The sequence below is a fragment of the Paraperibacillus esterisolvens genome (assembly GCF_046237625.1).
In the GTDB taxonomy this organism is placed as follows: domain Bacteria; phylum Bacillota; class Bacilli; order Bacillales; family DSM-1321; genus Paraperibacillus; species Paraperibacillus esterisolvens.
In genome coordinates this window covers 2,644,873-2,669,670 of the sequence record NZ_CP143545.1, presented here as the reverse complement: position 1 = coordinate 2,669,670, position 24,798 = coordinate 2,644,873, and the positions used below count along the sequence as shown (strand labels likewise).

At 44.7% G+C, this 24,798-nt stretch carries 24 protein-coding genes; 19 read left to right on the top strand and 5 right to left on the bottom strand.

Going from position 1 to position 24,798, the window contains the following annotated elements; translation table 11 throughout:
* The first annotated feature begins 105 nt into the window (after nt 1-105).
* From V1501_RS13445 to V1501_RS13430, 4 genes are all read left to right on the top strand, one after another.
* Nucleotides 106-1,194 (top strand): type III polyketide synthase, encoded by a 1,089-nt coding sequence (locus V1501_RS13445; RefSeq protein ID WP_409288861.1) that lies wholly within the window; start codon nt 106-108, stop codon nt 1,192-1,194.
* On the top strand, nt 1,194-1,745 hold the full coding sequence (locus V1501_RS13440) for an isoprenylcysteine carboxyl methyltransferase family protein (RefSeq protein ID WP_409288859.1): 552 nt from the start codon (nt 1,194-1,196) through the stop codon (nt 1,743-1,745). The genes V1501_RS13445 and V1501_RS13440 overlap by 1 nt, the downstream gene beginning before the upstream one ends.
* A gap of 100 nt (nt 1,746-1,845) precedes the next feature.
* Nucleotides 1,846-2,007, top strand: a complete 162-nt coding sequence (locus V1501_RS13435) for a hypothetical protein (RefSeq protein WP_409288857.1) — start codon at nt 1,846-1,848, stop codon at nt 2,005-2,007.
* A 115-nt stretch (nt 2,008-2,122) separates the two neighbouring features.
* A complete protein-coding gene (locus tag V1501_RS13430; protein WP_409288856.1) occupies nt 2,123-5,782 on the top strand; it encodes a dynamin family protein in 3,660 nt (1,219 codons plus the stop codon).
* A gap of 73 nt (nt 5,783-5,855) precedes the next feature.
* On the opposite strand, the gene V1501_RS13425 is transcribed toward V1501_RS13430, so the two are convergent.
* Nucleotides 5,856-6,284 (bottom strand): DUF3888 domain-containing protein, encoded by a 429-nt coding sequence (locus V1501_RS13425; RefSeq protein WP_409288854.1) that lies wholly within the window; start codon nt 6,282-6,284, stop codon nt 5,856-5,858.
* A gap of 295 nt (nt 6,285-6,579) precedes the next feature.
* Here V1501_RS13425 and V1501_RS13420 point away from each other — a divergent pair, with 295 nt between their 5' ends.
* Together V1501_RS13420 and V1501_RS13415 are read left to right on the top strand one after the other, a co-directional pair.
* Complete coding sequence (locus V1501_RS13420; protein ID WP_409288852.1) at nt 6,580-7,434, top strand: sulfurtransferase; 855 nt, start codon at nt 6,580-6,582, stop codon at nt 7,432-7,434.
* Nucleotides 7,435-7,563: 129 nt separating this feature from the next.
* Complete coding sequence (locus V1501_RS13415; RefSeq protein WP_409288851.1) at nt 7,564-8,466, top strand: 5'-3' exonuclease H3TH domain-containing protein; 903 nt, start codon at nt 7,564-7,566, stop codon at nt 8,464-8,466.
* A gap of 76 nt (nt 8,467-8,542) precedes the next feature.
* On the opposite strand, the gene sspL is transcribed toward V1501_RS13415, so the two are convergent.
* Nucleotides 8,543-8,680 carry a small, acid-soluble spore protein L gene (sspL, locus tag V1501_RS13410; RefSeq protein WP_409288849.1) on the bottom strand — a complete coding sequence of 46 codons (138 nt, stop codon included), beginning with the start codon at nt 8,678-8,680 and terminating at the stop codon, nt 8,543-8,545.
* 95 nt (nt 8,681-8,775) lie between these two features.
* Here sspL and V1501_RS13405 point away from each other — a divergent pair, with 95 nt between their 5' ends.
* Nucleotides 8,776-9,039 carry a DUF6123 family protein gene (locus V1501_RS13405; RefSeq protein ID WP_409288848.1) on the top strand — a complete coding sequence of 88 codons (264 nt, stop codon included), beginning with the start codon at nt 8,776-8,778 and terminating at the stop codon, nt 9,037-9,039.
* Between the two features lie 84 nt (nt 9,040-9,123).
* Here V1501_RS13405 and V1501_RS13400 read toward each other — a convergent pair whose 3' ends face one another.
* The gene (locus V1501_RS13400; RefSeq protein ID WP_409288847.1) at nt 9,124-9,513 is read right to left on the bottom strand and encodes a reverse transcriptase-like protein; all 390 of its coding nucleotides are present in this window, start codon (nt 9,511-9,513) and stop codon (nt 9,124-9,126) included.
* A gap of 166 nt (nt 9,514-9,679) precedes the next feature.
* Between V1501_RS13400 and V1501_RS13395 the strand changes: the two genes are divergently transcribed.
* On the top strand, nt 9,680-10,336 hold the full coding sequence (locus V1501_RS13395; protein ID WP_409288845.1) for a reverse transcriptase-like protein: 657 nt from the start codon (nt 9,680-9,682) through the stop codon (nt 10,334-10,336).
* 19 nt (nt 10,337-10,355) lie between these two features.
* On the top strand, nt 10,356-10,532 hold the full coding sequence (locus V1501_RS13390; protein ID WP_409288843.1) for a zinc-finger domain-containing protein: 177 nt from the start codon (nt 10,356-10,358) through the stop codon (nt 10,530-10,532).
* 54 nt (nt 10,533-10,586) lie between these two features.
* On the opposite strand, the gene V1501_RS13385 is transcribed toward V1501_RS13390, so the two are convergent.
* Nucleotides 10,587-11,423 carry an MBL fold metallo-hydrolase gene (locus tag V1501_RS13385; protein WP_409288841.1) on the bottom strand — a complete coding sequence of 279 codons (837 nt, stop codon included), beginning with the start codon at nt 11,421-11,423 and terminating at the stop codon, nt 10,587-10,589.
* 215 nt (nt 11,424-11,638) lie between these two features.
* Here V1501_RS13385 and V1501_RS13380 point away from each other — a divergent pair, with 215 nt between their 5' ends.
* From V1501_RS13380 to V1501_RS13350, 7 genes are all read left to right on the top strand, one after another.
* Nucleotides 11,639-12,931: an ABC transporter substrate-binding protein gene (locus V1501_RS13380; RefSeq protein WP_409288839.1), complete on the top strand. Its 1,293-nt coding sequence runs from the start codon at nt 11,639-11,641 to the stop codon at nt 12,929-12,931.
* 66 nt (nt 12,932-12,997) lie between these two features.
* Entirely contained in the window at nt 12,998-14,026 is a 1,029-nt protein-coding gene (locus V1501_RS13375; protein ID WP_409288837.1) for a carbohydrate ABC transporter permease, read from the top strand.
* Nucleotides 14,023-14,892, top strand: a complete 870-nt coding sequence (locus tag V1501_RS13370; protein ID WP_409288835.1) for a carbohydrate ABC transporter permease — start codon at nt 14,023-14,025, stop codon at nt 14,890-14,892. Before V1501_RS13375 ends, V1501_RS13370 begins: the two co-directional genes overlap by 4 nt.
* Before the next feature lie 266 nt (nt 14,893-15,158).
* A complete protein-coding gene (locus V1501_RS13365) occupies nt 15,159-17,321 on the top strand; it encodes a DNA topoisomerase (RefSeq protein WP_409293355.1) in 2,163 nt (720 codons plus the stop codon).
* A 56-nt stretch (nt 17,322-17,377) separates the two neighbouring features.
* Complete coding sequence (locus V1501_RS13360) at nt 17,378-18,091, top strand: DUF421 domain-containing protein (protein WP_409288833.1); 714 nt, start codon at nt 17,378-17,380, stop codon at nt 18,089-18,091.
* A 90-nt stretch (nt 18,092-18,181) separates the two neighbouring features.
* A complete protein-coding gene (mntR, locus tag V1501_RS13355; RefSeq protein ID WP_409288831.1) occupies nt 18,182-18,616 on the top strand; it encodes a transcriptional regulator MntR in 435 nt (144 codons plus the stop codon).
* An 82-nt stretch (nt 18,617-18,698) separates the two neighbouring features.
* A complete protein-coding gene (locus V1501_RS13350) occupies nt 18,699-19,412 on the top strand; it encodes a class I SAM-dependent methyltransferase (RefSeq protein ID WP_409288829.1) in 714 nt (237 codons plus the stop codon).
* A 17-nt stretch (nt 19,413-19,429) separates the two neighbouring features.
* Here the strand turns inward: V1501_RS13350 and metA are convergent, their stop codons facing one another.
* Nucleotides 19,430-20,338 (bottom strand): homoserine O-acetyltransferase MetA, encoded by a 909-nt coding sequence (gene metA, locus V1501_RS13345; RefSeq protein WP_409288827.1) that lies wholly within the window; start codon nt 20,336-20,338, stop codon nt 19,430-19,432.
* Between the two features lie 1,720 nt (nt 20,339-22,058).
* Between metA and V1501_RS13340 the strand changes: the two genes are divergently transcribed.
* The 3 genes from V1501_RS13340 to V1501_RS13330 are packed head-to-tail and all read left to right on the top strand — an operon-like array spanning nt 22,059 to nt 24,782.
* A complete protein-coding gene (locus tag V1501_RS13340) occupies nt 22,059-23,693 on the top strand; it encodes a formate--tetrahydrofolate ligase (RefSeq protein WP_409293353.1) in 1,635 nt (544 codons plus the stop codon).
* A 32-nt stretch (nt 23,694-23,725) separates the two neighbouring features.
* A complete protein-coding gene (locus V1501_RS13335; RefSeq protein WP_409288825.1) occupies nt 23,726-24,271 on the top strand; it encodes a hypothetical protein in 546 nt (181 codons plus the stop codon).
* 34 nt (nt 24,272-24,305) lie between these two features.
* Nucleotides 24,306-24,782 carry a glutathione peroxidase gene (locus V1501_RS13330; RefSeq protein ID WP_409288823.1) on the top strand — a complete coding sequence of 159 codons (477 nt, stop codon included), beginning with the start codon at nt 24,306-24,308 and terminating at the stop codon, nt 24,780-24,782.
* Nucleotides 24,783-24,798: the final 16 nt, after the last annotated feature.

The following is a 24,798-nucleotide window of genomic DNA, read 5'->3' as shown; positions in this document are numbered from 1 at the left end:
TAAACGAAGGGGAGCATCCCCTTCGTTTACCCTTTTTTTATGCTTTTTTGAATAAGTTTTTCAGGCTGGAACAAAGTACATATTATAGAGAGTGAGAGTGATCTTGTGGCCCATATATTATCCATATCGGACATTGAGCTTCCATATGAAATAAATCAGGAAACTGTAATGGATTTTGCACGTGAAATGTTTGGCCAATCCTTCCGGGATATTGACAGGCTGCTAAAAGTCTTCGTCAATGGACAGATAGAAAAGCGGAATTTTGCATGCGGCCTTGATTGGTTCAAGGAACACCATTCGCTTGAAGAAAAGAATAATACATACATCCAGCAATCCGTGGAGCACGGGGCTGCAGCTATACAAAAGTGCCTGTCAAGCGGTGATTTTCTAAAAAGGACGGTCAGCGAAGAGGAGATAGATGCAATCATCCTCATCTCAAGTACAGGCATGGCGACTCCCACTATTGATGCCCGCATTATGAACAAGCTTCCATTCAGCCCGCATACTAAAAGAATTCCCATTTGGGGCCTGGGGTGTGCAGGAGGGGCAGCAGGCCTTTCACGCGCGCTTGATTATTGCAGGGCATACCCAAAATCCAATGTACTCGTCCTTGCCATTGAATTATGCAGCCTGACCTTCCAAAAGGATGACCGCTCAAAGAGCAACCTTGTAGGAACATCGATTTTTGCTGATGGAATTGCCTGTGCCCTGGTGAGCGGGGAGGAATCCCATCTTCTGAAAGAAAAGAAACGAAAGTCAACTCCGGAACTGCTTGCTTCCCAATCTACACTTCTTGGGGATTCACTCGATGTAATGGGCTGGGACGTAAAAGATGATGGGTTATATGTTATCTTCTCAAAAGATATCCCAACCCTGATTGAGAACTGGCTGAAACCGAACGTAGAAAAATTCCTTGGTAGCCAGCATCTGCAGCTGGGAGATATCGAGCATTTTGTAGCCCACCCGGGCGGCAGAAAGGTCTTAGACGCATATGAGAAGTCCCTTGGCTTTACAGAGGAAAAGACACGGCTGTCTCTTGAGGTCCTGAGGGAGCACGGCAATATGTCTTCAGCTACCATTTTATATGTGTTAAAAAGGTTCATGGAATCAGAGGCAGATGAAGGGGAGCTGGGCCTGGCCGCTGCGCTTGGCCCGGGATTTTCATCTGAACTCCTCCTGATGAGGTGGAGCTGATGTTCTTTGCTTTCTTTCTTGGTCTTGTTATCCTGCAGAGGCTTCTGGAGCTTGTTGTAGCGAAGCGGAATGAGACATGGATGAAAAGCCGGGGCGGGGAGGAATTTGGTGCAGCCCACTACCCGTGGATGGTGGGCATGCATGCATCCTTTTTTGCCGCATTGAGCCTGGAGGTCTTTCTCCGCAATTTCCAGCTTTCTCCCCAGTGGAAGCTCCTGTTTGTCCTGTTTTTGATCCTTCAGGCCGGAAGAATATGGGCGCTCCGCTCACTTGGCAGGTTCTGGAATACGAAGATCATCGTAGTAAGGGGAGCAAAAGTAGTGAAAAAGGGACCTTACAGGTTCTTGAAACATCCTAATTATGTGATTGTAGCTCTGGAACTGCTGGTCATTCCCCTGATTTTTAATGCTTTTTGGACCGCTTCTTTATTTACCTTATTAAATATCTTGATGATGAAAACCAGGATACCTGCCGAAGAAGCAGCATTAAAGTCCCTTACCGATTATAGGAGAGTTTTTTCGCCAACTGATTCTTCTGCTGAGAAAATATAAGCAATTATCTGATAATATCAGTTGAAAACGATTATCATTTCTGTTATATTCTAATTGAGCTTGAATATTATTCTCAATTAGCTGAGTGAGGTGCACCTTAATGGTCTGGTTTTTCATAATGGCAGCGGTATTTACATACCTCTTTGTGCTTAAACATGTGCTGGGTAATATCCAGCCTGCCCGCAAATCCAAGTCAGTCGAAAAGGCAGCGATACCTAAAAATAGAAATGGCCGTTTAGAAGCCATTGGATCCGCCAGGTGAAATTTTTGCCTGGTTTTTTCTTTTTTTAAGTAATTCGATACTCTTTTTCTTATCATTTCGATTAAAATGAATAATATATGAACTCCAAATGCCAAGCTGACAAGGGGAACTAACGATGAAACACATAATTACCAGCCAAAAAAGCCTCCTGCCCGTCCTTGGAGGACTGTATTTAAAATACAGCAGGACAGGGGATGCAGACAGCGCAGCCAAAATGAAAAGTTTAATTCATAAAGAGCGGAATTCCGAGCGGCTGATTGCATTCTGCGGCCATTTTTCTGCGGGCAAATCCAGCATGATCAATGCATTGCTCGGAAAAGAGCTTCTGCCTTCCAGTCCGGTGCCAACGAGTGCCAACATAGTAAAGATAAGCAAGGGCGGGGACTCTGCCAAAGTATTTTTTAGGGAAGGTGCTCCGGTTTTGTATCCGGCACCCTATGATTACGGAATGGTTAAGTCCTATTGTAAAAAAGGGGATGAGATTTCTGCCATTGAAATCAGCACCCCTGATTTTCCCCTGGAAAATAACAGTGCCATCATGGATACTCCAGGGATTGATTCGGCGGATGATGCCCATAAAGCTTCTACCGAAGAGGCTATCCATTTAGCTGATATTGTTTTTTATGTAATGGATTACAATCATGTCCAATCAGAAGTAAATTTCCTATTCGCTAAAGATGTGGCGGCCTCTGGGAAAACGCTTTATCTGATTGTTAATCAGATTGATAAGCATGATGAAACGGAGCTGACATTCGATGAGTTTGCAGACTCTGTATCACAAAGCTTTTTAAGCTGGGATGTGAAGCCTGATGCCATATTCTATACCTCCTTAAAGAATCCGGGGCTTGCGAGAAATGATTTCGAGAAGGTGAAGGAGCTTATCAAGGATTTCTCTGAACAGGAACAAAAACCTGATACTGCAGGCAGGGCAGCTGTCCAGATTGCAGGGGAGCATATGGCCTGGCTTCGAAGGGAGAAGTCAGGGGAACTTTCTTCCTGGCAGAAAATAATCGGTGAAACCGAGTCAGATCAAGATGGAACTCTAACAGATCCTGCAGAACTTGAAAGTGAAAAAAAGAATGCGGAACAGGCAGCCAGCGAGGCCCTGGCAGCTTTCAACAGCCGGCTGCAGACCATTCTGAATAATGCTTATCTCATGCCGGCCTCCACAAGGGCGCTGGCAGAATCTTATCTGGAGTCTACAAAAAAAGACTTCAAGGTCGGCATGTTCTTCTCGAAGTCCAAAACAGAACAGGAAAGAAAATCGAGATTCATGGCTCTCAAGAAGGATCTGACAGACAAGGCAGAATCACAGCTTGAGAGACATATTAAAGAGCTTTGCATCTCAATCCTTAAGGAACATGAACTATTTGATGGAGAGCTTGAAGAAAAGGCACGGACCTTTTCCATTGATATTCCTGATTCACTCATGGAAGAGCCTGTCAAGAGCCAGGTCCAGATTACCGGGCAATATGTGCTAGTATTTACCCAGGAGCTTGCAGATGGTCTTAAAAAAGAAGCAAAATCTGCTATTCGACCATTTTTAGACAAATTTGCAGAAGCTGCCAGGCGCAAGATGAATGAGAAAGTGCTGAAGCTGGATAAGGAACTGGGACGGCATTCCGAACTGATTCAGGCGAAAAAGAAAATAGAAGCAGCACAGGAGTGGATCGACAAGGAAGAATCCGAAATTGAGGCTTATCTGAATGGCGAAAAAACGCCTGACTTGTCCACGGATATCATGCAGCTCTTCAAGCAGTGGGATGGAGAGGAAAATAACTACCGCGTTGTAGTGAGTGACGAAATGGAGTTTGAAGAAAATGCTGGTCAACGTTCTGCAGAGTATCCTTCGATTCCAGTAAATTCTACTGTAGAGAAGAAAGAAGAGACCGACATTGAAGCTATAGCTGAAAAGCTTTCCCGGACCTCTATTCTGCTAAAGGATAAGAAGGGATTTCAACATATTTCAAGGGATCTTGAAGCTCAGGCTTCTAGACTGGCAAACCAAACATTTACGGTCGCTCTGTTCGGAGCCTTCAGTGCAGGAAAGTCATCATTTGCCAATGCTCTTCTTGGGGATAAGGTGCTTCCTGTATCCCCTAATCCCACTACTGCTGCAATTAATAAAATCTGTCCGCCAGATTCCGCTAATCCGCATGGCACGGCCAGAGTAAAGCTTAAGGAAAAAGCCATGCTGCTTGAGGATGTAAGGCTTGCGTTCTCCTTTTATGACACAGAGATCTCAACCCTCGAAGAAGCTGTGTTAAAAGCGGGTGCTATCTTGGAAGAGCCTGCCGGGATGGGGGCTCATAATTCACATGCATCCTTCCTGCGGGCCTTTTTGGAAGGATACCCCCTGCTTGCTGCAAAGCTTGGCACAGAAATCATTGTAGATATAGATAGCTTTAGGGACTATGCTGCAAACGAGAAGAAATCCTGCATGGTTGACTGGATCGAACTTTACTATGATTGCGAAATCACCCGTAAAGGAATCATACTTACAGACACACCTGGCGCCGATTCTGTCAATGCAAGGCATACCGGGACAGCGTTTGATTATATAAAAAATTCGGATGCAATCCTGTTTGTTACCTATTACAACCATTCCTTCTCAAAGGCAGATAGAGAATTCCTCATTCAATTGGGCCGTGTAAAAGATTCTTTTTCGATGGATAAAATGTTTTTCATCATAAATGCTGTAGACCTTGCCGGCTCAAAGGACGAGCTGGATGAGGTCGCCGGTTATGTAAGCGGACAGCTGGGGAGCTTCCAGATCAGGAAGCCAAAAATTTATCCCCTGTCGAGCAAATCTGCCCTGGAGGAAAAGCAAGGCAGGGATCCGCTGAAACAGCACTTCCTATCAGGCAGCGGGCTGCCGGATTTTGAAAGAGATTTCAACAGATTCCTTGAGGAGGACCTGACTGGGATTGCCGCTGCTTCTGCTGCCTCCTCTCTCCATCGGGCTGAGAACATGCTAAAGGAAGTCATTGCAGCCTCCCGACTTGATCAGGCTGAAAAGGAAGCACAGAAAAAGCAGCAGGAGGATGAGCTGAAAAAAATCAGTGCCATTATTGAAAAAACAGATCTTGAACTGGATCTGTCCCGGCTGAGGACCGAGATTTTGGATTTGGCTTTTTATTGTAAGCAGCGCGTTTTCCTCAGGTTCAATGATTTCTTCAGGGAGGCCTTCAGCCCTGCTGCCCTTAAGGACGACGGAAGGGATTTGAAAAAGGCTTTAAAGCTGTCATTACAGGAACTGCTGTCATCAACAGGCTTTGACCTGGCCCAGGAGATGCGGGCCACAACCGTCCGTTCTGAGGTCTACATGAACAAACTCCTCAAACAGCATTATAATAATTGGGCCGTTCAAATCAAGGAAATCAGAAATGGATTAGAAATGTCAGAAATCCAAACCGTCATGATAGAGGTCCCGGATTTTCAACCCGGCTTCAAGAGCCTGAATGAAGCAGATTTCAAAAAGGAGCTTTCTCTATTTAAGAATCCACGAAGCTTTTTTGAGAAAAAGGAAAGTGTGAGAATGAAAGATTCCTTGCAGTCCGCACTCGAACCGCTTGCAGAGGAATATCTTAAAAGCCAGGCTGAGAGACTTTTTGAAGAATGCAGACAAATTTATCAGCAAACCGTCAGCTCCTTAAAGGAACAGCTAAAAGGGGAAATTCTTGAAATATATGAAGGTTATAAAGAAGCATACAGCCGGGCAGAGATTATTGAGGACTGCGAAAGCGCCCTTGAGTACTTACAGGCCTCTCATTAAATGTTAGGCTGTGTCAAAGAGTGAGGTTGATATCAGGAAAAAAATGGGGACCCGTATGGAAGTCCCCATTTATTCAATATTTTCTCTGCTGATTTGTTGAGAGATTAGGGTCTTTAGGATAAGTTTTCAAATGTTTATAGCTTATCAGTTCACCATTTGTATTTATAACAACTTCATCAATTCCATAAGCTATATGTGCGCGATAAAAAGGCATTATTTTTAACGTTATCTCATACAATCCACCCACTCCGTACAGCTGCTTTATTTTAATTAACTTTGCTCCAGTGGCGTCCCATCTAAGATCTTCTGGTGCATTTACGTCATCCCTATAGATTTCTACAATTGCTTTATCTACTGGCTTTCTTATGATGCTCATAAGTGCATATTGAAGAGTTTTACATAATTTTGTATCAGCTTCATTTATTGTTTTTGCATTTGTAGTTGGGTTTGATCCCATTAAAACAAACATTCCTACCATAAGCATTAATGCAAACTTTTTCATAAACCATCACCTCATTTTAGTTTTCTAACAATCAAAACGATTTATTCGAAGGTAGTTATTTTCGCAGAGTATGCAGGTTCAACATAGCGTTTCAACAATTGGTATGCTCTTTCTCATTGAGTAGGATTTTAACTGCCCAGATGCTTTAGTTAGTTGTTGGATGCCTTGTTGATTGCATTTTGGCCTCCGTGCTAAACCCTTAATACAACAATAATAGCCAGTTCAAATAACCTTAAATAAAAAAACAACTATTAAATTTAACAGAGCCAAATAGATAAGAAGGAGGCAGACTAGGATGAATGTCCTGATGGAAGCAAAAGAGCTTATGGGGAAGCTTAATGATCCAGAGGTCAAGGTGGTGGACTGCAGATATTTACTTGGAAGCCCGGAGCATGGTTCGTCCATGTACAAAATAGGTCATATCCCAGGTGCTGTATATTTTGACCTGGAGAAGGATCTATCTAGAGTGCCAGGGAAACATGGAGGCAGGCATCCGCTGCCTTCCATGGAAGAATTCGCGGAGAAGCTTGGAGCCTGCGGCATAGACCGGTCTAAAACAGTAGTAGCCTATGATACAGGTGAACTGGCATATGCATCCCGTTTTTACTGGATGATGAAATATGCAGGGCATGATGAAGTTTATATATTACAGGGAGGATTCCAGGCCTGGGAAGAAGGCGGTTATCCGACTTCTGCAGAAGAAAGTGTATATCCCTTTGTTACATATGATCTTTCCATTCAAGACGGCCTTCTCACAGATTATGAAGCCGTCAAGGAATTTGTTGATGGGCAAAGGGAATTCACGTTAATTGATTCCCGTGATTCCATCAGGTATGAGGGAATCGAAGAAAAGATTGATCATACGGCCGGCCATATACCAGGTGCGGTCAATAAGGTGTGGCATCACAGCACCCGTAATGGCGCCTTTAAGTCTGGAGATGAACTGAAAGCGTTGTTCCGGGATATGAATAAGGATCAAAAAGTGGTTGTTTACTGCGGTTCGGGTGTGACGGCTGCCCCTAACTTTATTGCCCTCAAGCTGGCTGGATTTAAGGATGTAAGCCTTTATGCGGGAAGCTTCAGTGATTATATTTCTTATAGTGGAAACCGGGTCGCAGGAAAGGAAGGAGAAATAAAAATTTCTCTCTGAAAGCCAATGAAATGTGTTAAAATAGATAGTGTCGTCAAAAATAATCATTAAGGTAACTGCCTTACTCGGAATGAGCGCATGCTTTTTGGGGGTAGGCAGTTTTTAATTTCAAGATAGAGGTGAATAACAATGGAAGAAACCATTGGGAAGCAAACAGAGCAGGCTGAATTACTGCCTTCCCTTATGCTCGTGGATGGGATGGCGCTGTTGTTCCGCGCCTTTTATGCGACGGCAATAAGCGGTCAGTTCATGATCAATTCAAAAGGGATGCCTACTAATGCTGTCCAGGGCTTTTTGAAGCATCTTCTGACAGCCATCAATCATTTTAACCCTTCCCATGTAGCTGTCTGCTGGGATATGGGCAGTAAAACATTCAGGAGCGAGATTTTCACAGAATATAAAGCAAACAGGCCGGACGCGCCGGTTGAACTGATTCCGCAGTTCGATGCGGTTAAGGAAGCGGTCCGCGCATTCGACATACCCAACATCGGTTTGAAGGGGTATGAAGCGGATGATTGCATAGGCACAATCGCAAAAGAAGCAAAAGCATCAAGCAGGGTCTTTGTTTTGACAGGAGATCAGGATCTTCTTCAGCTGATTGACGAAAATATCTCTGTTGTGCTGCTGAAAAAAGGGTTCGGCAATTACGAGGTCCATGACAGCGATACTTTCTTTGACTGGAAGGGAATTACCCCAAGGCAGATGATTGACCTGAAAGCTTTGATGGGGGATCCATCTGATAATTACCCGGGAGTAAAAGGCATAGGGGAAAAAACGGCCCTAAAGCTGCTGCAGGCATATGAAAATATTGAGGGAATCCTTGGAAATCTTCTTATGCTTACAAAAGGGCAGCGTGAGAAAATTGAAGCGGCAGTGGAAATGCTGCACCTATCACGAAAACTTGCTGAAATTAAATGCGATGTCCCTGTGGCATGCCCGCTGGATCAGGCGAAATGGGAGTATGACCATGCTTCCGTGAAAAACATGCTCAATGAGTATGAAATCAGGGGGCTGCACCGTTTTCTGGCATAACTACCCGAACAGCGGCCGAGTAGGGCCGCTTCTTCGGGTGGCTGTGGAGCAGGACACCAGGCAGCAGGCATAAGGCCTACCTCTTCGTATTGGATTTCTTGGCCCTGTTTTCTAACTCGGTTTTTGGGTCATGGGCGCGCTCGTCCTCGGCGTACCCCTGAGGGGTCACCCCGAGGCTGGCTTTACCGCGGTTATTATGATGCTTTTTACTCATCCGAAAAGAAACACCTCCTGTTATACATTATTCCTGATTTAAACAATATTTATGTTTTGATGATTGGATACTATTTTTAAGGGGATTCACCGCTGATGAAGACAATTGAAGAGTTTTTATGCGATTTAGAGGCAAGAGGCTTTAGTTTTGAAGATGATGCCATCGGTTTTATCTATTTTGGCAAGCACTATACGAATGCGGGCGACAGCCTTGTCAACAGTGCAATTGAAATCACTTTGAAAGCTCAGAAACGCTTCGACGGAAGCTTTTATCTTTCCCTGCTTGAAAGCCTGGTTCAGCAAGATATAACATCCAAGAAGAAAGCATTTGTGTTCGCTAATGAAATGAATTTAATTTAAAGCTGCTGCACCCCGAAGCTTGCGCCTGACTCTCGCTTTGGGGTGTATTACTATGACTGCACATGGAGCGTCCCTGTCTTTTCTTTATTGCTCATTCTTTAATATGGCCTCCCTGGCCAGGGTGTCTGCCCTGTTTTCCCGGCTGGGCACCCATTTGATAAAAAAGAGTTCGATTTGTCCCGCTAAGGAAAGTGCCTTTTCCAAAAGCGGGGCATATTTCTTGTTCTTTACAAATTCCTTTTCCATGGCCCTGAAAATCAGGTCTGAGTCGGTCTTGAAGGAAACCATTCCATAACCTCTCGATACACACAGCTCCAACGCTTTGATTAAAGCAGAAAATTCTGCTTCATGATTTTCCATCATTCCGATCGGAATCGAATAAGTCTCAACCTTGCCATTATTTTTAATAAAGATCCCAGCACCGCTCGGCCCGGGATTTCCTGCGCTCGCACCGTCTATGTAAATTTCAATCAATGAAAGTCGACCCCCAGAATATAATTATCTAAAGTGTACCATAATCAAGATATATCTAAGAACATGAGTGGTTCTTTCAGTCATGATTTTGCTAAAAGAGGTTAAATTAGTGATGAATTGTGATATATAAGTTAAATATGCTACACATAGCCTAAAGGAGGCAGCTATGAAGGTTATCATTCACTGGAGTTATAAACACCCGAAAAGGGTGGATGCGGTTTTTCACTCTGAGCCGATAGACGCGGGGCAGGCGCTATATATCACAGAGGATCTTGAGAAGTCAGGCAGGCTTTCAAGCATTGAATATGAAGACGAAGCAGGCAGCACGTGGACCAAGAAGGAATTAAGGAAACTGCTGGCGGAAGTTGAGGATGAACCTCAGGATATTACTGTTTTCTTTGATGGAGGATTTTTGAAGGAAGAGAAATTATCCGGAGCAGGCGCTGTGATTTATTACACCCAGAATAATAAGAAATGGCGGGTGCGTTCAAATAAAATTCTTGAAATTCTCGAATCAAACAATGAAGCCGAATACGCGGCATTGTATTATGCCCTTCAGCAGCTTGAGGAGCTTGGGGTGAATAATATGCCCTGCACCTTCATAGGAGATTCCCAAGTTGTCCTGAATCAGCTGTCGGGAGAGTGGCCATGTTTTGAAGAAGGCTTAAACAGGTGGCTTGACAGAATAGAACATAAAATGGGCGAATTGGGGATAAAGCCCACGTACTCCCTTGTTGGAAGGAAAGAAAATGGGGAGGCAGACAAGCTCGCGGGCCAGGCTTTGGAACGGAAATTTGTCTCCAGTAAATTAGAACTGATTTAATATAAAAGGAGAAGGCAGCATGACCAGGAAAGAAATTTGTTCAGAAGTTGATGCTATGCTTGAAGGCTATTGTAAAGATTGTTTCTTAAAAGCTCATCACCGAAAAGAAAAAGGCCGGACTTTCGCCCATAAATTCTGCATATCACAGTGTACGGTCGGCGAAAAACTCAAGGATCTCGGAAACAGGCTGAAGTAGGTGAAGATATAAACCTGACATAAAAAAAGCTCCGGAAAGGAGCTTTTTTTATGTTTATTCTACATATTTCCCGTGGTCAGGCACTGCGAGACTGTCGAATTCACTTGCGAGCGTCTGCAGACCTGATTGGAGATCTTCCCCGAATACAGGCAGCCCATGTCCTGTCCCTGCTGCCAGCGGACTCAGCGCATTCAATTTAAGCACAGATTCTTTAGCTGCTTTCCAGTCCGTTGTCAAATAACGGGGAGGTCCGGTAATTTCCTTTTTCTGTGTCATCACCTTATACAATTCATCCTGCCTGACTGTCACAAATGCATCCCCGGCAATCAGAATTCTATCCCTCTCCCGAAATAGCGAGATATGGCCGGGACTGTGTCCCGGTGTGTGTATCCACTTCCATTCCGGCATATCAGGCACACTGCCATCCTCTGGCAATGCCTTTACACTGCCGGATATATCGATCCCTTCATTTGGAAACATCCTCGACATCTTGGCTACCAACCCGCCTTCAACACTTGAATCAGGTTCAGGGTAATCCTTCATCCCGGTCAGGAATGGCAGTTCCATTTCATGAGCGAAAACAGGTACCCCCGGCCAAAATTCCAGCAGCCTGCCAAGTCCGCCGATATGATCAAAATGACCGTGGGTCAAAAGGATTGCCTTTGGTCTCGCTCCCTCGCCAAACAGCTTCTCAGCCTCCTCTTTAATGGAATCACCGGATTTCGGCATCCCTGCATCCACTAAAACCCACTCGGCATCCCCTTTAAGGCGGATAAAAAACAGATTGACAATCTGGTTTGTATAAACCAGCACATCAGGAGTAACAGTTTCTATAGATCCGTTGGCTGCGGAAGTCATCGGCAGGAATTTTGTGAACGGTTCGTTAGTCATGGAAGATCCTCCTTCTTCAATTAGTCACTATACGATACGATTTCCCTTCATCCAACAAAACTATGCAATCTTTCACATCTATTTTTCTGCAAAATATAACAAATATTTTACGAAATAGGTTTTGCTGCTCGAAATTTGGGTAAATACATGTTAGGAACACGCGCGTGTTAAAGAAAAATAAAGATAATTAACTAGGTTAGGGGTTTTTGGCGAAGATGAAAAAGACTTGGACGATTGTATTGGCAGCTATGCTTCTCATCAGCATGCTAGCCGGCTGTTCCGGAAGTAACGGAGCATCTGGATCTGAAGACAGCAATGGCAAAGTAACATTAAAATTCTGGAGCTTCTGGGGGTCGGAAACCCGAAGGCCGATCGTAGAAAAAATGATTGATGATTATAATAAATCCCAGGATAAGGTAGTGGTTAAACATACCTTTGTACCATGGGGCGATATCTGGACCAAGAACCTGGCAGCCGTGGCAGCAGGGAATCCGGCCGATGTTGTAGTTACTGATATCAATGATGTTTCACACAGGGCTAAAAACAGCCAAAGCACGGACTTATCTAAATATCTTGACGATAATACCAAGGATGCGTTTTATCCTCACCTCTGGGAAACAGTCCTCTATAAAGATAAACCTTACGCAGTTCCCTTCAACACCGATACAAGGATGCTCTTCTATAATAAAAAAGCTTTCAAAGAGGCCGGCCTTGACCCAAACAAGCCGCCCAGGACATGGAAAGAACTTGAGGATTACGCCAAAAAGCTTGATGTGAAAAAGGGCGATACCTATGAAAGAATCGGTTTTTATCCTGTATGGGGAGGATTCGGAGCGCCGAGCTGGATGAGAAACGCAGATGGCGGAACCGGGTTCTTTGACGGAGATAAGCCTGCCATTAATACTCCTGCCAAGGCAGACGCACTGACATGGCTTGCTGATTGGAAGAAACGCTACGGTAAAAAGACGATTGAGAAATGGGAAGCCGATTTCGGAAATGGAACGACAAACCCATTCATCTCTGAAAAAGTCGCAATGTACACGGATATTGGTACTTTCTATACCCAGATCCGCGACTCGGGCAAGGAAATGGACTTTGGCGTTGCTCCTATCCCGGTATATAAAGATGGAGAAAAACCATGGAGTGAAGGCGGAGGATTTGTCCTTGAGATTCCAAAAGGCTCTAAGCACCCTAAAGAAGCCGCTGACTTCATTAAGTACATGACTGATGTAAAAGCTCAAAAATACTGGGCATTGAAAAATTATGACAATGTTGCCAACAAGGAAGCTGCTGAGAGTGTAGCTGCTGATATGAAGGGGCAGGAAAAGCTGGTGTATGAAGAATCCCTTAAGAATCTGGAATACACGAAGCTTGCTCCGGTTCCAATAGAATATCCAGATTACCGCAGCAGGATCGATCCTCAGATTGATGCAGTAATGCTCGGGAAGAAGGGTGCAGCCTCCGCTCTTGAGAAGGCTGAGAAAGACGTGGAAAAAGCAAAAAAATAAAAAAGATAAAGAGGGAAGGGAAGTCATTGACTTCTCTTCTTTAGTAAAAATTTAGGGGGTAGCATTATGCGCCAGCAAGGAGCAAGTGAAAAGTTGTCGCAGAACATAGCAGGAACCGGTATCAAAGGTTCTGCCAAAGCTTCTGCCGGATCAGGGAGTAAAACAGATGCACGGCCTATACAGAAATCCAGGAAATTAGGCAAATCTTTTAAAGAAAACTTGATAGGATATGGATTTATATCCCCCTGGCTCATCGGCTTCTTCTTTTTAACCGCAGGACCGCTCCTATTTTCCCTCATAGTCAGTTTCAGTGATTACAATATTACATCCGAAATGACTTTCACAGGTTTGGATAATTACAAAAGGATGTTTACAGCGGATGACTTGTTCTGGACATCACTCTGGAATACATTGTACTTTGTCCTATTCTCCGTACCGCTGACTACAGCGGGTGCTATTTTTATTGCTGTTCTCCTTAATGCAAAGATCCCGGGCATGAAAATATTCAGAACCATATATTACCTGCCTGCTATCCTTTCAGGCGTTGCCGTCTACTTCCTGTGGATGCAGCTGCTGAGTCCTGGGACTGGACTTGTGAACCTGGTTTTGAGCTGGGTTGGAATCGATGGTCCGGCATGGCTGTTTGATCCTGAATGGACAAAGCCTGCTTTGGTATTTATGAAGCTTTGGAGTGTTGGGGGCGGCATGCTGCTTTATCTGGCAAGTCTCCAGGGAGTATCTGGTGCTCTCTATGAAGCAGCTGACCTGGACGGGGCTAATATTTTTCAGAAGTTCTTTCATATCACGCTTCCGATGATTACGCCTATCATTTTTTTCGATATCATTACCAGTACTATCGGGTCCTTCCAAATTTTCCAGGAAGCCTATGTAATGTCGAAAAACGGGGATGGAGGACCGGCCCATTCACTCTTATTTTATAATCTGCATATGTGGAACAATGCATTTGAAGTGTTCAATATGGGATATGCTTCTGCAATGGCCTGGGTACTGTTCATTATCATTATGATCCTGACATTGGCAAACCTTAAATTCGGCAAGCGCTGGGTACACTATGAGGGCGGTGACAACAAATGATGAAGGCAGAATCAACCAGATTCTATCAAACGATGAAGTTTAGAAGAAGAATGAAAAATACGATCGTCCTTTTCGTTTTGATTATGGGGAGTATCGCTCTCCTTACACCCTTGTGGTGGATGATATCCACTTCGCTGAAGACGCCGGCAGAAATTGCCCAGTTTCCCCCTTCATTTTTACCGGAAAAATTTAGCTTTTCCAATTATGTGAAAGCGTGGTCTACAGGGCCATTTACCAGGTGGGCCATGAATTCAGTATTTTTGGCCGTGGTTACCACATTCGCCAGTGTCCTGGTGAATTCCCTGGTTGCCTATGGATTTGCGAAGCTTAAATTCAAGGGCCGCAACTTCTGGTTTGTTGTTGTTCTTTCCACCATGCTGCTGCCGGGGTTTGTGACAATGATTCCCCAATATATGCTTTTCTCTAAATTAGGCTGGATTAATACGTATCTTCCGCTGATTGTGCCCTCCTTCCTTGGAAGTGCATTTTTCATCTTCCTGCTGCGGCAGTTTATGATGACAATACCGAATGAATTCATTGAAGCGGCTGTCATGGACGGTGCCGGCCACTTAAAGATCTGGTGGCATATCATGCTTCCGCTGACAAAGCCGGCCTTGATAACCGTAGCCATCTTTTCATTCAATGGTTCATGGAACGATTTATTGGGTCCGCTCCTTTACCTGAATGATGAAAGCTTGTATACCATACAGCTGGGACTGCAGACCTTTAAGGGCTCGGTACAGACACAGTGGAATTATCTGATGGCCATGTCCGTGATGATTCTTTTGCCAACTGTCCTTGTGTTCTTCATCTTCCAGAGATTTTTCATTGAAGGATCAAATATCTCCTCAGGAACTAAGGGCTGACAGCAGTCACATAAAGCGGAGTCATATGACTCCGTTTTTTTGCTGTTTATGTGGTAAGGGCGAAGCTGCCTGTATTATTTGGCTTCCTGCAAGAGGGTGTGTGAATATCAAGGATCTTTCTGACAAACCTGCCTGCGCCTCGCTTCGCTCCTGTTCTTTTGTGTTTGTAGAAGTTTCAAGTATGTATTTTGTGAACAAACGTTCTTATTATCCATAAAATCTGTTAAACTAGCAGAAGAGAAAATATGGAGGAAGTGCTGAAAAAAATGGTAAAGGTCATTATTGCCGAAAAGCCTTCTGTCGCAAAGAATATAGCAGAGGCTCTCCAGATTAAAAAGAAAAATGAAGGCTTCTATGAAGGCGGGGGATTCTTGATCACCTGGGCCATGGGCCACCTGCTGGAACTTTTTGATGCTAAAGATTATGATCCTAAGATGGCTCGCTGGAAAATGGATCATTTCCCATTTATTCCAGAAACATTTAAATATAAAGTGAAAAGTCCCAGAAGGGGGGCTTACAGCGGTCCGGGTGCGGGGCGGCAGCTTTCCACGATAAAAAAGCTGGTCGAAAGGAACGATGTTGATGCCATTATTTCTGCCTGTGACTATGACAGGGAAGGGCAGATTATCGGTGACACGATCCTCGGCCAGCTTAAGACACGAAAAAAGGTATATCGGATGCTGCTGAATGAATGGACTCCTGCAGAGGTATTAAAGGGGCTTGAAGAAATAAGGCCGAATGAGGAAATGGAACCTCTTCGGGATGCAGGAATCAGCCGGCAGTGGGCGGATTGGATCATTGGCATCAATTTAACGTCTGTAGCGACACTTAAATATCAGGCAGGCAGGGGAAAAGCAATCAATGTGGGCAGGGTGCTCATGCCTACTTTGAAGATCATCTACGACCGTGATAAAGAGATCGAACGTTTTGTCCCTGAAACTTATTATAAATTGACAGGCTCTTTTCTTGCTTCCGGCGGGAGAGAATATGAAGGAACATATCACCTGGATAGTGAAGAAAAGTTCAAGGATAAAAAACAACTTGAAGTGGCTGCTTCCGCCTTCGATGGGGAAATGGGGACCATCACCGACAGGACGATCGAACAGAAAAAGGAATTCCCGCCTTTTTTATTCAATCTATCAGGCCTGCAGGGGCATATCACAAGCAAATACAAGGGCTGGACTTCCGACAAAGTCTTAAAAACAGCACAGTCGCTTTACGAGAAGAAGCTGATCACTTATCCAAGGACTTCAAGTACTGCGCTTGAAGAAAGCCTGAAAGGAAGGACGGCAAAAGTGCTTGAAGCTGTAAAAAAAGGCCTGCCTTACGAAGATGAACTAAAATTCACAGCATCCAGGAGAATTTTTGATAATGCCAAGGTAGAAAGCCACAGTGCGATCATACCGACTTATCTTGTTCCAAAGAAGCTGAGCCCTGACGAACAGATTGTCTATACATCCATAAAAAACAGGTTCTTGATGCAGTTTATGCCGATAGCCGAGTTTCAAGAAACACGGATCACCACAAAGATTCATTCGGCCGATATTCCCGGTGTATTCCTGACCAAAGGACGGATCCAGCTGGTGGAGGGATGGAAAAAGGTCGAGCGCATGGAAACGAAAGAAGTGGTATTACCGCCGCTCGAGCTTGGTGAAAAAGTGGAGGCAGTCAGCCAATCCATTACGGAACATGCCACAAGTGCCCCTAAACAGCATACTGAAAGGACGCTGCTCCGTCTGATGGAAACGTGCGGAAGGAAAGCTGGGAAGAGCGGTGACGAAGTGGAGGCGGTCCTCAGCGGCTTCAGTATCGGCACGGCTGCCACCAGGGCAGATACAATCAAAAAGCTTAAGGATGTAGGATATATAGAATTAAAGAATAAGAACCTTACCTGTACCGAACTAGGGCGGACCATTGTGGAAACTCTGCCTGTTCCTGAGCTGCTTGACCTTGAATTCACCGGAAGGATTGAAAAAAAGCTCTCAGACATAGAAAAAAGGAAATTTACTAAATCTGAATTCATGAATTTCATTGTGGAATTCACTTCTGCGACTGTAGATAAAATCAAAAATGGAGAAGGAGGGACCTTGAAGGGTAAGGGTGCCTCTGCATCCAATCAGCGTGAATTGCTGGGGAAATGTCCAATTTGCGGACATGGAATTATTGAGGGCCAAAAAGGCTTTGGCTGTTCCAATTGGAAAAGCGGATGTAAATTTGTCATTTGGAAAAATGACAAATACCTCGCCTCCATGAAAAAAAAGCCAACCAAAACAATGGTGAAGTCACTATTAAAGAACGGCAAAGCATCTGTCAAAGGATTGACAAGCCGAAATGGAAAAAAATTTAATGCCATCCTTTCGTATGAGAAAAATGAAGATAACGAATATTTTTCATGGAAAATGGAATTTGAGGACAGCAAGAAGGCATAACGTGAAAGCATAAAAATCTTCCCCCCTCCAAAAACTAGGAGGAAGGGGGGATTTTTATGGATTTTTTTTATGGACAGGATACGCTCACTATAGTTCAGTGGGTTATTCGGGGCGTGACAGGTTATCTATTTTTAGCAATCGCTACAAAATTCATGGGCCAAAGATTCATTTCACAGCTGAGGTTTATTGATTTTATCACTGCCCTGATTGTGGGAAGCATCATGGCCAAGCCGCTCGGGAGTTCATCCGACGGAATGGGCGGGGCGCTGATCACAACAGCGGTCATATCGCTGCTCTATTATGCGAATACCATGTTAACCCTAAAATCCAATGGCTGGCGCACCCTCTTTGAGCCGAGCACGCTGATACTCATAAAAAACGGGAAAATCAATCTTGCAAATTTAAAAAAAGCAAAAATATCCATGGAATACCTGCTGTCTGTCCTCCGTATGCAGCATATCCAATCGATTGAAAATATCGGGATTGCCCTGTGGGAGCCGGGAGGCGCAATTACAGCTTTTTTACACACGGAATACAATCCTGTTTCCAAAAAAGATATGGGAATTGAAACGAAACCGTTCCTGCTCACAAAAATCATCATTAAAGAAGGACGAATTAAGAAAGATGCAATGGAATTGTTCGGTGTGAACAGACAATGGGTCCATGAACAGGTAAAAGGGCATAATGTGCCGATGGAACAAGTGGTTCTTGCCACACTGGATGAGGGGAAAAATTTTAAACTGGTGCAGACTAAGGCAGACAGCCTCTAAAAATTCGCGGTTCTATGCCATTTTTCTTGTGCCGCTATGGTAGGTATAGTAAACTTTTATTGATATGGTTTGATTTGGGAGGATACTTTAATGCCTACACCTAGCATGGAAGACTACATAGAGATAATTTATAAATTGATCGAAGAAAAAGGCTATGCCCGTGTTTCTGATATTGCTGAGATGCTAGCCGTGCATCCATCCTCCGTAACGAAGATGGTCCAGAAGCTTGATATTGAGGGTTATCTAATATATGAAAAATATAGAGGCCTCATCCTGACCCCAAAAGGAAAAAAAGTAGGGAAAAGACTGCTTTTCAGACATGAACTGCTTGAACAGCTCCTAAGGGTAATCGGTGTCAAAGAAGAAAATATTTATGGTGATGTAGAGGGAATTGAACATCATTTAAGCTGGGACTCGATTGACCGGATAGGCGACCTTGTCCAGCTATTTGAGGAAAACCCAAAAATAATTGAAGATCTCAAAGGGATTCAAAACAAAAATGAAGAACTAAATAGTGAAGAATAATAAAAGCTGCCCTGGCAGCTTTTTGCTATTCCAGGGCTGCCGGCGGAGGCTGACAGCCGTTAAACATACAGGGGGAAACAGAATGGAATCTTCTCAATGGCTGAAGGAAACAGAAAAAAGCTGGGATTCATTTTCGGATGTCTGGTCTTCGGGGGCAAAGAACATGTGGGAGACGGGAAGCAGGAAAAATATCATCCCTTTCATCAAGGATTATCTGCCGCCGGGAGGCAGCATATGTGACCTCGGCTGCGGGGAAGGATATGGAACCTGGAAGCTGAGTCAGGAGGGATTTCATACTGTCGGCGTAGACATTTCTAATGAAATGATCCAAAAAGCGCAAAAAAGGGACTCGGGGACAGGTTCACTAACATTTATACAGGCCGATATCAGCTCACTTCCGTTTGGAGATCATCAATTTGATGGAGTGCTGGCGATCAACTCATTTGAATGGACCTCCCGTCCGCTGGATGCGCTGAATGAAGCAAAACGGATCCTAAAGCCGGGTGGATATGCAGCAGCAGGAATTCTTGGACCCACTGCCGGTCCTAGGAAAACGCACAGCTTTAAGCGGCTTTACGGGGAGAAGGTCATAATGAATGATATGCTGCCCTGGGAGTTCGAAAGGCTTGCTCTCGAGACTGGCTGGTCTCTCACCGCCTCGATGGGTGTTTCCAAAAAAGAGGCAGATCTTAAAAAGCTTCCATATCCAAGCGAATTGAAACAGGCCCTCAGCTTTATGTGGGTTTTCATGTTGAAAAAGGAAGAGCAGTATGTAAACAAAGAAGAATCCTCCTGAGAGAGGATTCTTCTTTGTTATTTCCAGACATATGGCGTTTCCTGGTAAACATAGTAATTCAGCCAGTTTGAAAACAAGAGATTCGCATGACTCCTCCAGGTTTTGCCCGGTTCATTCTCCGGATTATCATCCGGATAATAGTTATAAGGAAGAGAAATTTCAGTTCCCTTGGCCAGGTCGCGTGAATACTCGAGGCCCAGTGTGTCAGCATCATATTCTGGATGGCCTGTTATAAAGATCCGTTTTCCGTCCCTGGAGGCAGCAAGGAAAACTCCTGCCTGATCAGATTGAGATAGAATCATAAGCCCGGGGTGCTCCCTCAGCTTGTCGGTTTCTATGTCCGTATGCCGGGAATGGGGAGCGAAGAATATATCATCAAATCCCCGGACCAGCTTTTCATTCTTATGGAGGACCCGGTGGGTGAAGACACCGAAGCATTTCTTTGGCAGGGGCTGCTTGCCAATTCCGTAATGGTGAAACAAGCCTGCCTGTGCACCCCAGCAAATATGCATGGTCGATGTGACATTGGATGAAGACCAGTCCATGATCTGGCGCAGTTCAGTCCAATAATTGACTTCATCAAATTCCAATTGCTCGACTGGGGCACCGGTAATAATCAGCCCGTCAAACTTCTTATTCTTCACCTCGGGGAAGGTAATATAAAACTGCTCCAGATGGTACCTGCTCGTATTCTTTGCAGTATGTGAGGCCATAGTCAGGAAAGACACATTCACCTGAAGCGGCGTATTCCCAAGCAGCCTCAATAGCTGCGCCTCTGTCTTCTCCTTCTCGGGCATCAAATTCAGGATTAAAATATTCAAAGGACGGATATCCTGATTATTCGCCCGCTCCAGATCCATCACAAATATATTTTCACCCTCAAGAATCTCCGCCGCAGGAAGCTGTCGTGGTATTTTAATAGGCATCACTTTACTCCTTTAACCAAAAAAATTGAATATTTCCATTATAACCCCCTAATGTGCAGAACGGTGCTTTTTTAAATAGAAAAATATAAAAAATTGAATGAATCAGCAGACGAAACGAAACAGCCAAATGCAGTAAAAAAAGCAGAGGCCTGACAGGCATAAGAAAAGCGGCAGCGAAAGGCCGATCTTGCCTTTTGATGGCGATTGGCTTAGGACCGAAGGGCTCAGTTCGGAGCTGGATGACCCCAAAAGCGGAGAACGGTGCTTTTTTATAACTAAAATTTTTAAAAAGCTGATGAACAACTGAACGAGTCGAAACAACTAAATGCAGAAAAAAAGCAGAGGCCTGACAGGCATAAGAAAAGCGGCAGCAAAAGGCCGGTCTTGCCTTTTGATGTCGATTGGGTTAAGACCGAAGGGCTCAGTTCGGAGCTGGATGACTCCAAAAGCGGAGAACGGTGCTTTTTAATACTAAAATTTTTAAAAAAGCAAATGTACTACAAAATGAGTCAAAAAAACTCTGCTCCGTAAAAAAGCAGAGGCCTGACAGGCATAAGAAAAGCGGCAGCGAAAGGCCGATCTTGCCTTTTGATGGCGATTGGCTTAGGACCGAAGGGCTCAGTTCGGAGCTGGATGACTCCAAAAGCGGAGAACGGTGCTTTTAATACTAAAATTTTTAAAAAAGCAAATGAACTACAAAATGAGTCAAAAAAACTCTGCTCCGTAAAAAAGCAGAGGCCTGACCGGCCTAAGTAAGCGGCAGCGAAAGGCCGGTCTCGCCTTTTGATGGCGATTGGCTTAGGACCGAAGGGCTCAGTTCGGAGCTGGATGACCCCAAAAGCGGAGAACGGTGCTTTTTTAAATAGAAAAATATAAAAAATTGAATGAATCAGCAGACGAAACGAAACAGCCAAATGCAGTAAAAAAAGCAGAGGCCTGGCAGGCCTAAGAAAAGCGGCAGCGAAAGGCCGGTCTCGCCTTTTGATGGCGATTGGCTTTGGACCAAAGGGCCTTAATTCGGCGAGTAAAAAGCAGAATCGGATAGTAAAATGCCCGTTCCGGCGAGTAAAATGCAGAATCGGATAGTAAAGTACCGATTTCGGCGAGTAAAATTCAGAATTGGATAGTAAAGTACCGATTCCGGCGAGTAAAATTCAAAATCGGATAGTAAAATGCCCGTTCCGGCGAGTAAAAAGCAGAATCGGATAGTAAAGTACCGGTTTCGGCGAGTAAAGTCAAATACCGGATAGTAACGCATCCGTTTCGGCGGGGAAGCCTCATGTTTCTCCTTCTATAGTCCATAGTAATGGAAGAGAACTGGGCTTTTTAAGGTTTTTGGGCAGATAAAATACACAAATAATTGATCAAATGGAGCAGGTTTTCAAGGTTTCCGCAATGAAGGCAGCAGAGAGATTAATCAAAAAACTCAAAGCAGCCATATTTTACCTGAAGACAGGGCGAATTGGCTAAGAATACTAGCGGTAGAACATAGAATAGTATTCAGGGAATAATATTCAGGGACCCTGACGAATAAATAATTAGAGCTCATGCTAGCCACGTCCTTTTCAAATCGTTATATTGGAAAGTAGGGAAAGTAATAATATTCGTTCTAACAAGGAAGGTTATTTTAGAGGCTTTATATTATAGCAGGAGGTCTTGAGGCTTGGACACTGAAGTTAAAAAGGTTAAAAGTGATATAGAAATTGCAAATGAGGCAGAGATGCTGCCTATATATGAAATTGCTGACAAGCTGGATATCCGGGAAGAGGAGCTTGAGCTGTATGGCAGATATAAAGCTAAGATTTCCCTGGATGTACTGGAGCGGCTGAAGGATACGAAGGATGGCCGTCTGATCCTGGTTACTGCGATTAACCCTACGAAGGCTGGTGAAGGAAAAACCACAGTAACGGTCGGTTTGGGTGATGCTTTCACGGAGCTTGGTGACCGGTCCATGATTGCGATGAGGGAACCATCTCTTGGCCCTGTGATGGGGATAAAGGGGGGTGCGGCAGGCGGAGGATATTCACAGGTATTGCCGATGACGGAAATTAATCTGCATTTTAATGGAGATATCCATGCCATTACTGCAGCAAATAATACACTGTCCGCCTTGATCGATAATCATCTCCATCAGGGAAATGAGCTGGGTATTGATCCTCGCAGGATTATCTGGAAGCGTGTGGTTGATATCAATGACCGTGCCTTGAGAAAAGTGGTAATCGGACTTGGAGGCCCCGTCCAGGGGGTTCCGCGCGAGGACGGCTTCGATATTACGGTTGCTTCAGAAATCATGGCGGTTGTCTGCCTGGCAAACAGCCTAGATGATATGAAGGAACGGCTGGCAAAGATGGTAATCGCCTGGACTTATCAAAACGAACCGGTCACTGTCCGGGATCTTGGGGTGGAAGGAGCCCTGGCCCTTCTCTTAAAGGACGCCATCAAGCCCAATTTGGTGCAGACGATATCACATACGCCTGCACTGATTCACGGAGGACCGTTCGCTAATATCGCGCATGGCTGCAATAGTGCCCTGGCTACACGGACTGCACTGAAACTTGCGGATTATGTTGTTACAGAAGCGGGCTTTGGCGCGGATCTCGGGGCAGAGAAGTTCCTGAATATCAAGGCGAGGAGTGCCGGATTGAAGCCGGATGCCGTCGTGATCGTGGCGACCATTAGAGCCCTGAAGCTGCATGGGGCACAGGCTCCAGATCAGCTGACAGAAGAAAATCTGGGGGCCTTGAAAGAGGGAATTCAGAATCTGAAAAAACATGCTGAAACCATCGCTTCCTTCGGCCTGCCTTTTGTCGTGGCGCTTAATAAGTTTACAAGTGATACGGAAAATGAATTAGTTCTTTTCAAGGAACTGATGGAAGAGGAAAACATCCCGTTTTCGCTGACCGAAGTATGGGAAAAGGGCGGTGCAGGCGGAATGGACCTGGCCCAGACCATCAAGAGGCTGATCGAGAGTAATGATGGGACATATGCGCCTTTATATGAGCTGACTCACAGCCTGGAGGATAAAATAGAGATCATTGCAAAAAACGTGTATGGAGCAGATTCTGTGGAATACACAGCAAATGCCCGGAAAAAAATGGCTGCTATCGAGAAAGAGGGCTGGGGCAGCCTGCCGGTCTGCATGGCAAAAACTCAATATTCATTGAGTGACAATCCACAGGCAATCGGCAGGCCGGAAGGTTTCTCCATCACTATCCGGGACCTTAAGCCTTCTGTTGGAGCAGGCTTCATTGTGGCATTGACCGGCGATATTATGACGATGCCTGGACTGCCGAAGGCACCCGCTGCTTTGAATATGGATATTGATCAAGCCGGAAGGGCAATCGGCCTGTTTTAGGGAGTCGCCCTTTACTGGACCAGGGAGGTATTATGTTTGATCCCACTGCTTTTGAAAATATGAAGGTTGTCCTCGAAGGTTTAATTTATGACCGGGACTTTGAAGGAAGCATCCTTGTTACAGACAGGCAGGACCTGATAAATATTTCGTCTTTATCAAGAAGCTTCCTTATGGAAATGGAGGTTAAGACCGGCAGGAGCTCTGCCTGCGTACCTATTACATGCAGCATCGGCCTGGAAGCCGGGCTGAAGAACCTGAGTGCCGAACTATTGGAATACAAGGGCGGCGCGGATGCAGGCTGCCACATTGAGACGATTTACCAGATTCCTTTAAAAGATGATAACATGGCTGATATTAATGGCCTGTTTCACACTTTATCCAGTATATGGGGGCCATCCCGCGAAATTGAAATAACTGAGAAGCATATCTATAACAGTCCGGAACACCCGGTCAGAATCATCATGGCTAAAGTAGTATTCGGCAGGCTGGTCACAGAGGAACAAATCCCTGATTTTAATGGACTAGTGGACCATGCAATTACATCTATTAACAAACTGCAGCATTTTTTCAGCGAATAATTGCTGTATATTTAGAAAGAGGGAGTGGGTAAAGATGGGCATATATCAGCTTGAAGCTAAATCAATTGAAGGGCAGACAATATCAATGGATTCCTATAAGGACCAGGTGCTGCTGATCGTCAATACAGCCAGCAAATGCGGGTTTACACCCCAGTTCTCGGAACTGGAAAGCCTTTACGAGAAATATAAAGAACAGGGATTTGCCGTTCTCGGATTTCCCTGTAATCAATTCATGGGCCAGGAGCCGGGGGATGAAATGGAGATTCAGTCTTTCTGCCAGCTGACTTATGGAGTGAGCTTCCCGATGTTTTCCAAGGTGGATGTCAAGGGAGATCAGGCGCATCCCTTATTTCAATATCTGACCGAACATGCCCCGGGCGTATTGGGTTCTAAGAGCATTAAATGGAATTTCACGAAATTCCTTGTAGACCGGAGCGGCAATATCGTGAAAAGATATGCACCGCAGACAAAACCAAATGAAATAGAGAAAGAAATTCAAAGCCTGCTATAAAATAAGGTGCGGGGGG

What these genes read in the sequence shown, in the direction of transcription:
- V1501_RS13440 (WP_409288859.1), top strand. Translation starts at nt 1,194, where the DNA reads ATGTTCTTTGCTTTCTTTCTTGGTCTTGTTATCCTGCAGAGGCTTCTG.
- V1501_RS13435 (WP_409288857.1), top strand. Translation starts at nt 1,846, where the DNA reads ATGGTCTGGTTTTTCATAATGGCAGCGGTATTTACATACCTCTTTGTG.
- V1501_RS13430 (WP_409288856.1), top strand. Translation starts at nt 2,123, where the DNA reads ATGAAACACATAATTACCAGCCAAAAAAGCCTCCTGCCCGTCCTTGGA.
- V1501_RS13425 (WP_409288854.1), bottom strand. Translation starts at nt 6,284, where the DNA reads ATGAAAAAGTTTGCATTAATGCTTATGGTAGGAATGTTTGTTTTAATG.
- V1501_RS13420 (WP_409288852.1), top strand. Translation starts at nt 6,580, where the DNA reads ATGAATGTCCTGATGGAAGCAAAAGAGCTTATGGGGAAGCTTAATGAT.
- V1501_RS13415 (WP_409288851.1), top strand. Translation starts at nt 7,564, where the DNA reads ATGGAAGAAACCATTGGGAAGCAAACAGAGCAGGCTGAATTACTGCCT.
- sspL (WP_409288849.1), bottom strand. Translation starts at nt 8,680, where the DNA reads ATGAGTAAAAAGCATCATAATAACCGCGGTAAAGCCAGCCTCGGGGTG.
- V1501_RS13405 (WP_409288848.1), top strand. Translation starts at nt 8,776, where the DNA reads ATGAAGACAATTGAAGAGTTTTTATGCGATTTAGAGGCAAGAGGCTTT.
- V1501_RS13395 (WP_409288845.1), top strand. Translation starts at nt 9,680, where the DNA reads ATGAAGGTTATCATTCACTGGAGTTATAAACACCCGAAAAGGGTGGAT.
- V1501_RS13390 (WP_409288843.1), top strand. Translation starts at nt 10,356, where the DNA reads ATGACCAGGAAAGAAATTTGTTCAGAAGTTGATGCTATGCTTGAAGGC.
- V1501_RS13385 (WP_409288841.1), bottom strand. Translation starts at nt 11,423, where the DNA reads ATGACTAACGAACCGTTCACAAAATTCCTGCCGATGACTTCCGCAGCC.
- V1501_RS13380 (WP_409288839.1), top strand. Translation starts at nt 11,639, where the DNA reads ATGAAAAAGACTTGGACGATTGTATTGGCAGCTATGCTTCTCATCAGC.
- V1501_RS13375 (WP_409288837.1), top strand. Translation starts at nt 12,998, where the DNA reads ATGCGCCAGCAAGGAGCAAGTGAAAAGTTGTCGCAGAACATAGCAGGA.
- V1501_RS13370 (WP_409288835.1), top strand. Translation starts at nt 14,023, where the DNA reads ATGATGAAGGCAGAATCAACCAGATTCTATCAAACGATGAAGTTTAGA.
- V1501_RS13365 (WP_409293355.1), top strand. Translation starts at nt 15,159, where the DNA reads ATGGTAAAGGTCATTATTGCCGAAAAGCCTTCTGTCGCAAAGAATATA.
- V1501_RS13360 (WP_409288833.1), top strand. Translation starts at nt 17,378, where the DNA reads ATGGATTTTTTTTATGGACAGGATACGCTCACTATAGTTCAGTGGGTT.
- mntR (WP_409288831.1), top strand. Translation starts at nt 18,182, where the DNA reads ATGCCTACACCTAGCATGGAAGACTACATAGAGATAATTTATAAATTG.
- V1501_RS13350 (WP_409288829.1), top strand. Translation starts at nt 18,699, where the DNA reads ATGGAATCTTCTCAATGGCTGAAGGAAACAGAAAAAAGCTGGGATTCA.
- metA (WP_409288827.1), bottom strand. Translation starts at nt 20,338, where the DNA reads ATGCCTATTAAAATACCACGACAGCTTCCTGCGGCGGAGATTCTTGAG.
- V1501_RS13340 (WP_409293353.1), top strand. Translation starts at nt 22,059, where the DNA reads ATGCTGCCTATATATGAAATTGCTGACAAGCTGGATATCCGGGAAGAG.
- V1501_RS13335 (WP_409288825.1), top strand. Translation starts at nt 23,726, where the DNA reads ATGTTTGATCCCACTGCTTTTGAAAATATGAAGGTTGTCCTCGAAGGT.
- V1501_RS13330 (WP_409288823.1), top strand. Translation starts at nt 24,306, where the DNA reads ATGGGCATATATCAGCTTGAAGCTAAATCAATTGAAGGGCAGACAATA.